The organism is Bradyrhizobium erythrophlei (assembly GCF_900129505.1).
In the GTDB taxonomy this organism is placed as follows: Bacteria; Pseudomonadota; Alphaproteobacteria; order Rhizobiales; family Xanthobacteraceae; genus Bradyrhizobium; species Bradyrhizobium erythrophlei_D.
The window spans coordinates 2,456,403-2,470,201 of sequence record NZ_LT670818.1 but is presented as its reverse complement, the minus strand read 5'-3'; the positions used below and the strand labels follow the sequence as shown (position 1 = coordinate 2,470,201).

The following is a 13,799-nucleotide window of genomic DNA, read 5'->3' as shown; positions in this document are numbered from 1 at the left end:
CAAGGAGGGGACGTGCTGCTCGCCGAGAGACGCGGCGTGCCAAAACCAGCAAAGGCAGCAGCGCTAACCGAAACTCGCGACGCGCGGCGCTTCGGGCGCAAGGACTTCCACGATGGCATCCGCAAGCTGTTGCTGGCGAAACGGCTTCGACAGCTTTGGAAGACCCTTGTCCGTGCCAGGCGGAAGCTCCGCATATCCGGTCGCCAGGATAATCGGTAGGTCCGGCCTTTCGGCCCTGATCGCAGCGGCCAGATCGGAGCCCGTCATGTGCGGCATGGCCTGGTCGGTTATCACGAGATCCACGCCCCCTTCGCGCCGGATGATATCGAGGGCTTCCTTGCCGGACGTCGCCTCCAGGACGGTGTGGCCGAGGTCTTCCAGCATGGCCACTGTATTGAGCAGCACCAGTGCATCGTCGTCCACTGCGAGGATCACAAGCGGCCCTTCTCTTCGCTCAAACTCCCTTACGTCCTTTTCCTCTCCCGACACAGATCCCAAGCCGGTTGCCGCAACGGGCAGCCAGAGTTCAACGGTCGTACCCTCGCCCTTCCGGCTCTTCAGGACGAGCTTGCCGCCGGATTGATCGATCATGCCGTGAACCATGGACAGGCCCAACCCTGTTCCCTTGCCAACGCCCTTGGTCGTGAAGAACGGCTCCAGCGCGCGCCGCTGTGTCGCTTCATCCATCCCGCACCCCTCATCGGTCACGGAAAGACAGACATAACGTCCGGCCTTCAGGCTCGGCATATTGGCGACGTTCTCTTCTCGCGCGGCAATGAAAATGGATCCACCTTTGGGCATCGCGTCGCGCGCGTTCACCGCCAGATTCAGGATGGCGAGTTCCAGCTGATTCGGATCGACCAGTACTTTTCTGATCCCCCGGGGAATATCCGTCTGGATCTGAACGATTGCTCCGAGAGAACTGTGCAGGAGATCCGTCATGCCGCCAACAAGATCCGCCACATCGATCTGCGCCGGCTTGAGTTCCTGCCGGCGGGCGAAGGCAAGCATGCGCTGCGTCAACGCGGTGCCGCGTTGCGCGCCTTGTATCGCGTTATCGATGAGACGCGTCATTTTGGGGTCGGCAGGCAGACGCTTGCGCAGAAGTTCGAGGCTGCCGAGAACCGCCATCAAGAGATTATTGAAATCATGCGCGACCCCGCCGGTAAGCTGCCCGACTGCGTCCATCTTCTGGGACTGGAACAAGGCTTCGCGCGCCTCCTGAAGGGCGCGCTCGGTTTCTCTACGCTCGGTAATATCGCGGGTGATCTTCGCGAAACCCAGAATCGTTCCGTCGGGCGCGCGGATCGGATCGATGATGACATGAGCCACGAATCTGCTGCCATCCTTGCGGATGCGCCAGCCTTCCTTTTCAAATCGCCCCTCTCGCGCGGCCGTCTCGAGCGCGACCCGCGGCGCGCCCGCTTGTCGGTCTTCCTCGGTATAGAATCTTGAAAAATGCTGGCCGATGATTTCTTCCGGACGATAGCCCTTGATCCTTTCCGCACCGGCGTTCCAGCTTGAAACCTGGCCGGCCGGCGTCAGCATATAGATGGCGTAATCCGTAACGCCCTGAACCAGCAGCCTGAACTGTTCCTCACTTTTCCGAAGCGCCTCTTCGGCAAGCTTTCGCTCGGTAAGATCGCGGGTGATTTTGGCGAAGCCAATCAGATTGCCGGAGGCATCCTTGATTGGATCGATGACGACAAGGGCCCAGAACCGGGTGCCGTCCTTTCGGCAGCGCCAGCCCTCCCCTTCGAATTTTCCGTCGCGCGCGGCGATCTCGAGCGCTCTTCGGGGCAAGCCCTGTTCGCGATCGGCCTCGGTGTAAAAGCGCGAGAAGTTCTCGCCCAGGATTTCGGACTCTTCGTACCCTTTGAAACGCCGCGCGCCGGGGTTCCAGCTCGATACGCGTCCGTCCGGATCGAGCATGTAGATGGCGTAATCGTTGACGGCTTCGATCAGCATCCGGTAGCGGCCATCGTCCGGCGACGATGCATGGGGCCGCTCTCTTTGCTGCATGAATATTATCCTGGCTGGACCATAACCAACTTAAACACCCAGAGGGAGGGATAGTTCCTTCGATAGAGCCCATGCTGAAAAGCCCGGGGCATATCAGAGGATGGGCTGCCTTCGAGAGCTCCGAAGCCGGCCCTACTCGTTCCGCGCCACCGCCGTCAGCTTGCCCATATTCTGCAGCAGAATGCGGCCGCGCTGCAGGTCCAGAATGCCATCCTTGCGCCATAGCTGCAGCTGACGGTTGACGCTCTCGCGCGCGGCGCCGACGAAGACGCCGAGCTGCTCCTGGGAGATGTGCACCTCGGAGCCGAAATCGGATGCCAGCGCGCAGAGCCGGCGCGCGAGCCGCACGGGCAGCGGCTGCAGCATCGATTCCTCCATCCGCTCGCTCTGCCAGCGGATGCGCTGGCACAACAGCATGATGATCTTGATCGCCACCTTCGGCTCGCGTTCGAGATGCGAAAGGAAGTCCTCGCGCCGCAGCACGAACAGCTCGGAGGGCTCGCCCGCGGTGGCATCGGCGGTGCGGCTCTGGCCGTCGAGGACTGCGACCTCGCCGAACAGTTCGCCCGGGCCCATGAAATTCAGGGTCAGGCGGCTGCCATCGGACACCCCGGTCTCGATCCGGATCTGGCCGCGGCGAACCCCGAACAGGGCGTCGCCGGGGTCGCCTTTCTGGAACAGCATTTCGCCCAGCCCCAGATGCTGGGTGTGACAAAGGCTCGAAATCCGCGCCAGTTCGTCGGCGCCCAGATCCGCGAACATCGGATTCATCTTCAAAATGACGGCAAATTCGGCCGCTTTGCTCATGGCAATGCCTTCCTTGGGGCCAGCTCGAACCGGAGCCGGCTAAAAATCGTTCAAAGTGGGGTCGTCTTCAAATCGGTATCGCCCTGAAGTGTGTCATAAGTCACATAACTTTGCAGCACCCCCGGGCTATTTTTGGCGGCTTTGAGCGGCTTCCGCTTCCGGGATAAGCTCAAGAAGAAGCGCGCGCGCCCCGCGATGGCGCCGCCGAATGCAGTCAGCCGGTTTCTGGAATGTCGTCATGAGAGCCTTGAAAATCGCGGGCAGCGCCGTTGCCGCCGTCATCGTCGTACTCGCGCTGCTCGCGATCGTCGGGATCCCCTCGGGATTCCTGACCTCGGCGATCCAGGCGCGGGTGGAACGCGACACCGGCTACCGGCTGACGATCGCGGGCGCGACCAAGGTCGGCGTGTGGCCGTCGCTGAATGTAACGCTGAACGACGTCACCCTGCAGGATCCCAAGGATCGCGACGGCACGAGCCGCCTGACCGTCGGCAGCGTGCAGGCCGACGTAACCCTTGGCAGCGTCTGGTCGGGCCATCCGCAAGTCACCGAGCTTGTCATCACCCGCCCGGTGCTGCATGTGCCGCTGCTGCGCGAACGCACTGGGCCGCTCGCCCCTTCGCGGTCCCCCGCACCCGCAAGCGGCGAGCCGGACGCGACCACGCCGATCATCGAGCGCGTCAGGGTGGCCGACGGCGCGGTGGAATTTTCCAATCTGCGCGACCGCGTCAACACCCGCATCGACGGCATCAACGCCAACGCCGTGATGTCGGATGACCGCAAGATCAAGATCACCGGCAGCGCCAAGTCGGGCGAGCAGACGCTCACCTTCGATATCGACGCCACCGCGCCTGCGCATCCCGGCGAACGGCAGAATATTCCGGTCGAACTCAAGCTCAAGGCGCCCGGCGCGCTGCAGGCGCCGCTGTCGGCCAAGGCCGAGGTGCGGCTCAACGGCGCGGTGGTGATGATCAACGGCGTCTCCGGCACGCTCGGCGACGGCGCCTTCAACGGCTGGGCGGCGGCCGACCTTTCCAGCAAGCCGCTGATAAAACTCGATCTGGATTTCCAGCGGCTTGACGTCGCCGGCGCCGCCAAGGGTGGCGCATCGCCGGCGCAAGGCCCGCAGAATTCCTGGAGCAACACGACGATCGACCTCACCGGGCTGAACTATGTCGACGTCCAGGCCCGCATCTCTGCCGCCGAGATCAATATCGGCGAGGCGCATATCGCGCCGGCTGCGATCGACGGTGCGCTCGCCGCCGGCGTTCTGAAGGCGCGGTTTGCCAATCTCGGCGCCTATGGCGGCCAGGCCAGCGGCGATCTGATCGTCGATGCCTCGATGGGAAGCCCGACCTATACGTTGCAAAGCGATCTTGCCGGCGTACGCGCGTTGCCGCTGCTGCGGAGCGCGGCCAATTTCGACAAGCTCGATGGCAAATTGCAGGCCAAGCTCGCGCTGCGTTCGGCCGGCAACAGCCAGCGTGCCATCATGTCCAACCTCGACGGCACCGTGTTCGCGGTGTTCCAGGACAGCGCCATTCGCGGCCTCAACGTCGCGCAGATGATCCGCTCGCTGACATCAGGCACGCTGTCGGGCTGGCAGGAGGGCAAGGAGCAGACCACGGATCTCACGCAACTCGGCGCGTCGTTCCGCGTCGAGAAGGGCCAGGCCACGACCAGCGATCTCAATCTGGTCGGCCCGCTGGTGAAGATGACCGGCGCGGGCACTGTCGATCTCGGCGCGCAGACCTTGGCGTTTCGCGTCGAACCGAAACTGGTGCTGACCACCGAGGGCCAGGGCCGCGCCTCCGATCCGGTCGGGCTCGGCATTCCCGTGGTCATCGACGGCCCCTGGGCCGAGCCGCGGATCTATCCGGACATGCAGGGCATCCTCGACAATCCCGACGCGGCCTATGCGAAGCTGAAGGAAATGGGCAAGGGCCTGTTCGGCGGCAATGGCAGCGGCTTGGGCGGGCTCGGTGGACTGCTCGGCGGCGGACAGGACAGCGACACCAACGGCGGCGGCAATTCGTCCAATCCGCTCGGCGGCACGCTTGGTGACACCATCGGTAATCTGCTGCAGCAGGGGTTGGGGCGGAGCCAGGGAACGGGCCAGGGCCGGAGCATTCCCGCGCCCGGTTCGCCTGCTCCTACTAGCCCCTCGCCGCCCGCGCCGAACGACTCGGCTCCCCCGCCACCGCAGGACAGCCCGGCGATGAACGACGTGCTGCGGCAGTTGTTCAATCGATAGGCCATCGTAGCTGCGCCACCCCACCCCACCCCGGCCCTCCCCACACCACGCTGCGCGCGTCGAGGGAGGGAGAAGCTGCCCAAAATCGCGGCTAACCACGCTGGCAGAGGCCCCGTCCGCACCCCCCGAATTGTGCTAAACAGGCCTGGGCCGGGACGGCCATGAACGAAGGCGGCCGAGGGGGGCTGCTGCCGAGGGTCTGGATGATCGCGGTTACGGACAAGATTGGGTCGCTCCGGCAGGGCCTGTTCGCCAAATACGTGTTCGCGCTGGTGGGCCTCGTGATCTTCGTGCTGGCGGTCAACGGCGCGATGGAGACCTGGATCTCCTACCGCGCCACCAAGGCCAGCCTCACCGACGCGATGGGCGAGAGGGCCGAAGCGAGCGCCCGGCGGATCGAACAGTCGGTCGCGGAACTGGAGCGGCAGATCAGCTGGGTGACCCGCGCGAGCGCCGATACGCTGGCCAAGCACAATGCCGACTACGCCCAGCTCCTCAACCAGGTGGCGCCCGTCACCCAGCTCTCGCTGCTCGACGGCACCGGCCGCGAGCAGCTGAAGGCGTCGCGCGGCGCGCCGCCGGTGGTCGGCAGCAAGGCGGATTTTTCCCGCGACATCCGCTTCATCGAGACCGTCACCCGCGGGTTGAGTTTTTCGCCGGCGGATTTCCGCGGCTCGCGTCCGGTCATGTCGATCGCGGTGTCGCATGCCGGCCTCAATGGCGGCGTCACCGTCGCCGATATCGATCTGGCGTTTCTCTCCGACTTCCTCGGCGACGCCCAGGTCGGCAAGGCCACCTCCGCCTATGTGGTCGATCCGCACGGCCGGGTGCTGGCGACGTCCGCCAAGGGGCCGGAGCTGGCCGCGGATCTGGCGAAACTGCCGCAGGTCGAGGCGCTGCTGAAGGGCAAGGAGGAGCCGGAATCGGGCAAGGATGCCGACGGCCATGCGGTGATGACGGCGTCCAACGCCATCCCGAAACTCGGCTGGTTCGTGCTGTTCGAGCAGCCGACCGCGCAGGCCTTGGCGCCGATCCGGGATCAGTTGGTGCGGATCGCGCTTCTGATCGGGCTCGGGCTTCTGGTCGCGATCCTCGCCGGCACCTTGATGGCGCGGCGGATGCTGATCCCGATCACGGCCCTGCGCGCCGGCGCGCGGCGGCTCGGTGCCGGCGATTTCAGCCATCGCATCGATGTGCATACCAAGGACGAGCTGGAAGAACTCGCCGACCAGTTCAACAGCATGGCCGGCCAGCTGCAGGAAACCTATTCGGGGCTGGAGACCAAGGTCGAGGAGCGCACGCGGGATCTGGCGCGCTCCATCAACGAGCTCAAGGTGCTGGAGGAAGTCGGCCGCGCGGTCGCCGCCTCGCTCGATCTCAACGCCGTGCTGCCGACGGTGGCGGCGCGCGCGCTGGAAATCACGCAGGCCGACGCGGTCCTGATCTATGGCTATGACGCGGCAAGCCATCAGTTCAATTTGAGCGAGGCGATCGGCATCGACCGCAGCGCCGAAGGCGCCCACCTCGTGATCGATGAGGCCTCCAGCGTGCTTGGCGAGGCCGCTTCCTCCGGCGAGCCGGTCGCGATCCCCGATCTCGCCACCGCCGCCGATCAGCTGTTGCGCGACGTCGCGGTGACTGCCGGTTTTCGTTCGGTGCTGGTGGTGCCGCTGGTCGACCAGCAGGGCGTGCTGGGCTCGCTGGTGGTGCTGCGCAAGGAGGCCGGCGAATTCTCCAGCAATCTGATCGGGCTGATGCGCACGTTTGCGCATCAATCGGTGCTGGCGATGCGCAACGCGCGGCTGTTCTCGGAAGTCGACCAGAAGGGCCGCGAGTTGTCGTCCGCGCATTCCACCGTGCAGCAGCAGGCCGCCAAACTGCAGGAGCAGACCGACCAGCTCAAGAACTGGAACAAGTCGCTGGAAGAGCGGGTGGAGAAACAGCTCGCCGAGATCGAGCGCATCCGGAAACTCGAGCGCTTCCTCGCGCCGCAGGTGGCGCAGCTGATCGCCTCGTCCGACGGCCACGACGCGCTGCTCGACAGCCACCGCCGCGAGGTGACGGTGGTGTTTTGCGATCTGCGCGGCTTTACTTCCTTTACCGAGAGCACCGAGCCGGAAGAGGCGATGAACGTGCTGCGCGAATATCACGCCGCGTTGGGCGAGCTGATCTTCCGCTACGAGGGCACCCTCGACCGCTATGCCGGCGACGGCGTGATGATCCTGTTCAACGCGCCGCTGCAGCTCGAAGACCACGTCAAGCGTGCGGTGCAGATGGCGGTGGAAATGCGCGACGTCATCGGCGCGCTGACCGAGCGCTGGCGCAACCGCGGGCACAGTTTGGGTTTCGGCGTCGGCATCGCGCTCGGCTACGCGACGCTCGGCCAGATCGGCTTCGAGCAGCGGCTCGAATACGCCGCGATCGGCAGCGTCACCAACCTCGCCTCGCGCCTGTGCGACGAAGCCAAGGCCGGCCAGATCGTGGTGAGCCGGCGCGTCTACGGCATGGTCGAACAATGGGTCGACGGCAAGCCGCTGGATGACCTGCAGCTGAAGGGATTCAATCATCCCGTGCTCGCGGTGGAGATCCTGCGCTGGCGCGAGGGCGAGCAGGCGGCGGTGGCCGCGGCGGCAACGCGGCGACGGAAGCAGTAGATGCGAGTGGCGCACGCTACCAACCCCAAGCACCCTGTCGTCCCTGCGAACGCAGGGACCCATATGGTCGTGGTCCTCGGAAAAATGCTTCGCCGTATTTTTGGGGGAAAACACCTTCTGCCACAACACGTTCGCAATGAAATTCGAGCGACCGAAGATTTCATCCATCACGACCTTGAGGTAGTGCGCTTCGTTGTCATCGATCGAAACCCAAATCGACCCGTCTTCGGACAACAGATCACGCAACAATTCCAACCTTGGCCACATTGTGGATAGCCACTTCGTGTGCTCCAGATTGTCGTCGTAGTGCTCGAAAGCGGACCTCGTGTTGTAGGGAGGATCAATGTAGATGCACTTCACTTGACCGGCGTAGAACGGCAGCAGCGCTTTCAGTGCATCAAGGTTGTCGCCCTGTATTAGCATGTTGCCGGTTTGGCGGTCGCCGATGGCGAGATCCGGCACTTCCTCCAAAAGGCGATATGGAACTTTATCGGCGGCAGTCAGGTCTTGGTCGCGGGTGAGCCAATGCAGGGTCGGCATATTATGGAGTTTCCTCGCAAGGCCTCAATGTTCGCAACGATCCGCCGAGTGATACAACGTAATTCCCGCCATAGGCGAGCTACATCATATCGATCTTGGGCACAACGCCACGGCCTCCTGCCTTTTGATATCCCAACCCTACCTGACGCGCGGCACAAGGCGGGCATGACGACCGTTGTACGCCCGCTTGTCCGTTGAACCAAACCACGCCCATCCGCTCTAATGTCTGACGATGCTTCCCCGCTTGGCGCTGGCGGCTACCTTCTGGTATCGATAGACACCCAACCGGAACAGGAATTCCGATGCCTCCTTTCCTCGCGCGTTCGCGAAACCTCCTCGCCTCGGCCGCCCTCCTCCTTTCCCTCGCCTCCCCCGCCTTCGCCGCCGACGATCCCGACGCCCCCAAGGGCGCTACCGTCACGGTGCTGACGGCGGCGAAATCCTGCTTCGGGGATATCGTCGAGGTGTCCGGCCTCGTGCTGGCGCGCGAGGAAACAATGGTGCGCCCCGAACGGATGGGGCTGAAGGTTTCGGAAATCCTGGCCGAGGCCGGCGATACCGTCACTGCGGGCCAGACGCTGGCGCGGCTGACGCTGCCCGAGGGCGGCGTCGCCCAGGTGCAGGCGCCGGTGGCGGGGCTGGTCGAGACCTCCACGGCCACGATCGGCGCGATGGCCTCAGCCAAGGGCGAGGCGCTGTTCACGATCATCGCGCGCGGCGAGTTCGACCTGGTTGGCCTCGTGCCGGTGCAGGACATCGCAAAACTCAAGGTCGGCCAGACCGCGAAGATCAAGATCCCCGGCGCCGGCGAGGTCGACGCCAGGGTGCGCCGGATCGCGCCGACGGTCGAGCCCAACAGCCAGCTCGGCCAGGTCTTCCTCGGCATCACCACCAACCGGACGCTTTTGGTGAACTCCTCCGGGCGCGCGCTGATCACGATCGGGCAGAGCTGCAACATCGCGGTGCCGCTGACCTCGGTGCTCTACGGCGACGCCGGCACCGTGGTCCAGGTGGTGCGGCGCGCGCGGGTCGAAACCAAGCAGGTCGAGGTCGGGCTGATGGCGGGCGGCCAGGTCGAGATCAAGAGCGGGCTCAACGAAGGCGACATCGTCGTGGCCCGCGCCGGCGCGCTGCTGCGCGAGGGCGATCCGGTGCGCGCGGTGACGGCGAGCGGGGAGCGGAAGTAGGGGCGGCGTTTGAGAAGTCGTGGTGCTTCAGCAGCGGCAATGAGCCCCCTCGCCCCGCTTGCGGGGAGAGGGTTGGGGTGAGGGGCCGCCTCAGCAAATTCCGCAGCAGCGGACTCGCGGAGAGTCCCCCTCACCCGCCGCGCAAGAGCGCGGCGACCTCTCCCCGCAAGCGGGGCGAGGTGCACCGAGCGGGCGGCGCTGTGATGTAACGGGGAGAGCTCAACTTTTGTCATTCCGGGATGGTCCGAAGGACCAGACCCGGAATCTCGAGATTCCGGGTTCGCGCTGACGCGCGCCCCGGAATGACGATCGGCCTTAGCTGCCGGCCTTGTCCGTCGCGGCGAAGCTGACGTCTTCGAGCAGCGACGACGACACGCTCGGCACCTGCTCGCCGTCGCTGGCCTTGGCGATGGCGATGCGGGTCTTGTTGAAGATGGCTTCGGCCGCCGTGGGCTTGTCGGAATCGCGGGCGCCGATGTTGGTGAGGAGCTCGGTGACCAGCACGCTGTGCTGGCCCTTGCCGTCATCGGCGACCTTGTCCGGCGTCGCGGAGGTCAGGATCAGGGCGTTGTCGGGTGCTGCGATCGGGGCGAGGCCGTGGGAGAAGCCGCGGAAGCGGCGCTCATAGGGATTGCGGCGGGAGGCGTCGACGACGACCAGCTTGGCGCAGGCGCCCTGCTCTTTCATCACGTCCAGCACGGATTCGATCGAGACGCCGTTGCGGCGGACATCGCCCTCTTTCCAGATCGCGGCGTCGACCGGGATCATGTAGCTCTCGCTGCCCACCTGGATGCCGTAGCCGCCGAAGAACAGCATCACCACGCTGTCGGGACGGATCTTGGTCCGCAGCCGCGCCACCGCGCGGGTCATGTCGTCCTTGCTGGCATCCTCGATGACATCGACGTCAAAACCGTCGCGGCGCAGCTCGGCGGAAAGTTCGCGGGCGTCGTTGATCGGCTGGGCGAGGGGCACATTGGCGTCGGGATAATGACCGTTGCCGATCACGAGCGCGATCCGTGAACCCTTCTTGGACAAATCGACGCTGCTCGCGGCGGCGACCGCCTTGTCGGCGTCGAGGTTGCGCATGTTGAGCGCGGCATGCGCGCCGATCGCCAGCGACACCATGCCGACCAGCACAGCGGCAACAGCGACCGGGCGGCCGGAGATGCGAAGGGGGGTTACATTCATCGCAGGTCGTTTCCTCGTCACTCAAGACAGCGCGAAAGTTGGTCGCGCCCTACGCCGTTCTGGTTTTTTGGGAGTGCCGGACGTGTGACGTCCAATTGCGCTCAATTTGCGGCACCGCAGCAAACAAAGCATTAACCGGAAGGGAGAAGCCGGGCAACCTTAATGGAATACTAAAACCCCTTGACAAACTCCGTTGCGGCATCTGGGCCGCGACGATTTTCGCTCGTTCGGCCCGATACTTAAGACGGCCTCCAGCGAGCTTGCCCGGCGTGCGGATCAGAAAAAACCCGCCGTGCTTTCATGTGACTTCAGTCACATTTGTATTCCCCGTCTTTCCGTGTAGTTTTTCAAGCACTTGAGGGCGCATTGGGGGCGTTCGGGAGGGAATGGCCACCGCTTTTCGGCGGATCGCCGCTGCCTGCCGTCAACGGCCCGCGGAAAGACTTCGATGGGTTTTCAGCATTTCGCCGGGGCCGCCTACCGCGCATTGACAGTCCGGAAAGACGGCCCGTCGCTGTACGACGTCTGCGATCCCCTGCTCGCTAAGCCATCCGGCGGCGACCCGCATCTTGCAAAATTCTACCGGACCGCGCTCGGCAATCCGGCACTGCGCCCGCTGTTGTGCCGGACCGGGTTGATGGAATTGCGCGACGAGAGCCGGCTGGCCGGCTTGCGCGAGGCGCTCATCAGCGCGCGCGACCAGGCGACGCCGGACTGGGCCGCGATCGGCGCCCCGGTGGTGGCGCTCATGGATACGATCGAGCTCAGCCATCCCCGGCCGAAGCCGGTCACCGCACCCGGCCGCGCGCCTGATGTGCCCGAGATCGAGCAGGCGATCCGGGCCTGCGGGGTGCATCTATTGGGCTCGTTTCGCAAGAACGGGTTCATCCCGACCTATGCCGCCTTCAATTTGCTCGGCGATCCCGATCTGCGCGGCCGCGAATTCCTGATGGCGCTGACGGGGCTGAATTCGCGCGGCTACAAGAACTCGACCTTGTTGTTCAATTTGGCGCGGGTCTTCATCGCCCGCTCGCCGGTGCGCGACCTGGTCAACCCGCCGTGGAAGGGCATCGCCGAGCCGATGTGGGAGCCGGTGCAGATCCGCCACCGCTCGGCCTATTACGACGCGTTCTTCACCGAGGCGCTGCTGAGTTTTGTCGAGACTGGCCTCGCCTCATCAGGCGAAACCGCGGCGGCGCGCGGCGCGATTTCCGCGATGGTCGAGTTCTGCCTCGTCACCAGCCGCGAGCAGGTGCGCGCGCAGGATGGATCACCCTTCGATGTCGTCACCGCGCTGGCGCCGCTGCCGCATCCGCGCTTTTCCCGCTTCTTCGCCCAGATCAAGCAGGATCTCGGCTTCGGCGTCTACGTGCCGGATTGCGACACCACGGCGTGCTCGTTCTCGGCCGCCACGCAGGCCGGCTCCGAGGATCCGATGCTGGACCAGCCGCTGCTGGACTTCTACGCCGGCTACCAGGTCCGCGAAGGCGCCAACGAGCCCAAGGTCACCGTGCCGATCAACGACAACATCGACTACGAGGGCGGCGTCGCCACCTGGATCGACAGTTTTGCCGGCGAGCGCCCATTCGGCAACGACCTCGATCCGACGCTCAATCTCGACATCCTCGAGGTCTCCTTCCGCAACCTGGTGCGCTGGAAGGTGCTGGAGACGCCGGCGCGGCTCGACACCGTGCACCGCATCATTTCGTTCCAGCGGCGGCTCGCCGAAAGCGGCGCGATCGCCGATCCGCGCTCGCATATCTATTATCTGCCGGAGCTCTATTGCGCCTATTTCGGCCGCTGCTACGCGGCCTTCATCGCGCTGCCGCTGGCCGCCCAGGCCTTGATCGATCCTGGCGGCGCGTTCGCTTTCATCCGCGCCAAGGTGCTGGCCTATGTGCAGACCGAGCTGATCGCGCGCGAGATGAACGTCTTCGACGCCGCACTGGCGCTGATCGCGCTCGGCCATCTCGGCGCAGATGTCGCGACCTTCACGCCGGCCTTGCACTGCATCATCGCCCACACAGGCGAAGGCGGAAGGCGCGGGCCGTTTCGGGCCTATGAGTGGAACAAGATGAAGACACCGACCCGTATCCTGGTCGGCGGCCCCGAGGTCACCTCGGCCTTCGTGCTGATGGGCCTGGCGCTGGCGCGGCGGGCGATGATGGGGGTTGGCTCGGCTTAACAAAGGTCGTCGTCCCGGCCTTAAGCCGGGACGACGATGGGAGGCAGCCCCAAGCCGGCGGCCGTCGCGGTAGCGTTAAGTTGAAAACACCCATCGTCTCGCGCCGCTGGTGCTTTGGCCGCATCCGCACCACAATCGGCGGCAATACCGAACCGATTCCATTGAAGGCGGCGTCATTGCATGCGCATGAAGTTCCTGCCGGCTATCGCATTATTGTTCATATCAGCTTTCTTGCCGGCGCTGGCGCAGGCGGCTGACATCACCGGCGTGCCAAAAATCCGCGAGGGCGATTCGATCCAGATCGGCTCGACCCGGATTCGCCTCGGCGGCATCGACGCGCCGTCGGTGGATCAGCTCTGCCTCAACAATTCAGGCGAGCGCTGGGCCTGCGGCGTCGCCGCGCGCGAGGAGCTGACAAAACATGTCGGCGACAAGAGCTGGACCTGCCACCAACGCCAGGCCGCCGACCGCCGCGGCCGGGTCGTGGCGCACTGCGAGGTCGACGGCGAGGACATCCAGAAATGGCTGGTGGCGAGCGGCTGGGCGCTGTCCTATGCGCGGTTTTCCCATGACTACGATTCCGACGAGAAAGCCGCGCGCGAGGCCAAGGCCGGGATGTGGCAGGGCGCCTTCATCGCGCCGTGGGACTGGCGCGTCCGCAACAAGAAGACCACCATCCTCGGCGCCGCCAAGCCGCCGCCGAACGCGCATGCGATCCTGTTGGCATCGGCCTCGGGATCGGTCGCGCCATCGCCCGACTGCACCATCAAGGGCAATGTCAACGGCTCCGGCGAATGCATCTACCACACGCCCGCCAGCCGCTGGTATGCGCAGATCAAGATGACGATCAGCAAGGGCACGCGCTGGTTCTGCTCGAAGGAAGACGCCGAAGCCGCCGGCTGCCGCGAGACGAGACGGTAGTCGCAACAGCGGTCGTTTGCTTCTCCCTCTCCCCGCTTGCG

General features: G+C 64.9%; 9 protein-coding genes and 1 pseudogene. 6 read left to right on the top strand and 4 right to left on the bottom strand.

Going from position 1 to position 13,799, the window contains the following annotated elements:
• Positions 1-63: 63 nt before the first annotated feature.
• Together B5525_RS11620 and B5525_RS11615 are read right to left on the bottom strand one after the other, a co-directional pair.
• On the bottom strand, positions 64-2,022 hold the full coding sequence (locus tag B5525_RS11620; protein WP_244567872.1) for a hybrid sensor histidine kinase/response regulator: 1,959 nt from the start codon (positions 2,020-2,022) through the stop codon (positions 64-66).
• A 132-nt stretch (positions 2,023-2,154) separates the two neighbouring features.
• Complete coding sequence (locus tag B5525_RS11615; RefSeq protein WP_079566130.1) at positions 2,155-2,829, bottom strand: Crp/Fnr family transcriptional regulator; 675 nt, start codon at positions 2,827-2,829, stop codon at positions 2,155-2,157.
• A 238-nt stretch (positions 2,830-3,067) separates the two neighbouring features.
• Here B5525_RS11615 and B5525_RS11610 point away from each other — a divergent pair, with 238 nt between their 5' ends.
• Both B5525_RS11610 and B5525_RS11605 read left to right on the top strand, forming a co-directional pair.
• Complete coding sequence (locus B5525_RS11610) at positions 3,068-5,083, top strand: AsmA family protein (protein ID WP_079573236.1); 2,016 nt, start codon at positions 3,068-3,070, stop codon at positions 5,081-5,083.
• Between the two features lie 203 nt (positions 5,084-5,286).
• Positions 5,287-7,737, top strand: a complete 2,451-nt coding sequence (locus B5525_RS11605; RefSeq protein ID WP_079573234.1) for an adenylate/guanylate cyclase domain-containing protein — start codon at positions 5,287-5,289, stop codon at positions 7,735-7,737.
• A 120-nt stretch (positions 7,738-7,857) separates the two neighbouring features.
• Here the strand turns inward: B5525_RS11605 and B5525_RS11600 are convergent.
• Positions 7,858-8,160, bottom strand: a pseudogene (locus B5525_RS11600) (DNA methyltransferase); the annotation flags it as partial.
• Positions 8,161-8,579: 419 nt separating this feature from the next.
• Between B5525_RS11600 and B5525_RS11595 the strand changes: the two are divergent.
• A complete protein-coding gene (locus tag B5525_RS11595) occupies positions 8,580-9,464 on the top strand; it encodes an efflux RND transporter periplasmic adaptor subunit (protein ID WP_079566129.1) in 885 nt (294 codons plus the stop codon).
• 315 nt (positions 9,465-9,779) lie between these two features.
• On the opposite strand, the gene B5525_RS11590 is transcribed toward B5525_RS11595, so the two are convergent.
• Positions 9,780-10,652 carry a caspase family protein gene (locus B5525_RS11590; RefSeq protein WP_079566128.1) on the bottom strand — a complete coding sequence of 291 codons (873 nt, stop codon included), beginning with the start codon at positions 10,650-10,652 and terminating at the stop codon, positions 9,780-9,782.
• 448 nt (positions 10,653-11,100) lie between these two features.
• Between B5525_RS11590 and B5525_RS11585 the strand changes: the two genes are divergently transcribed.
• The 3 genes from B5525_RS11585 (at position 11,101) to B5525_RS11580 (ending at position 13,758) form a co-directional block, all read left to right on the top strand.
• Entirely contained in the window at positions 11,101-12,837 is a 1,737-nt protein-coding gene (locus tag B5525_RS11585; RefSeq protein WP_079566127.1) for a hypothetical protein, read from the top strand.
• Positions 12,838-12,917: 80 nt separating this feature from the next.
• On the top strand, positions 12,918-13,094 hold the full coding sequence (locus B5525_RS45300) for a hypothetical protein (RefSeq protein ID WP_172899850.1): 177 nt from the start codon (positions 12,918-12,920) through the stop codon (positions 13,092-13,094).
• Positions 13,018-13,758 (top strand): thermonuclease family protein, encoded by a 741-nt coding sequence (locus tag B5525_RS11580; RefSeq protein WP_079566126.1) that lies wholly within the window; start codon positions 13,018-13,020, stop codon positions 13,756-13,758. The genes B5525_RS45300 and B5525_RS11580 overlap by 77 nt, the downstream gene beginning before the upstream one ends.
• Positions 13,759-13,799 lie beyond the last annotated feature (41 nt).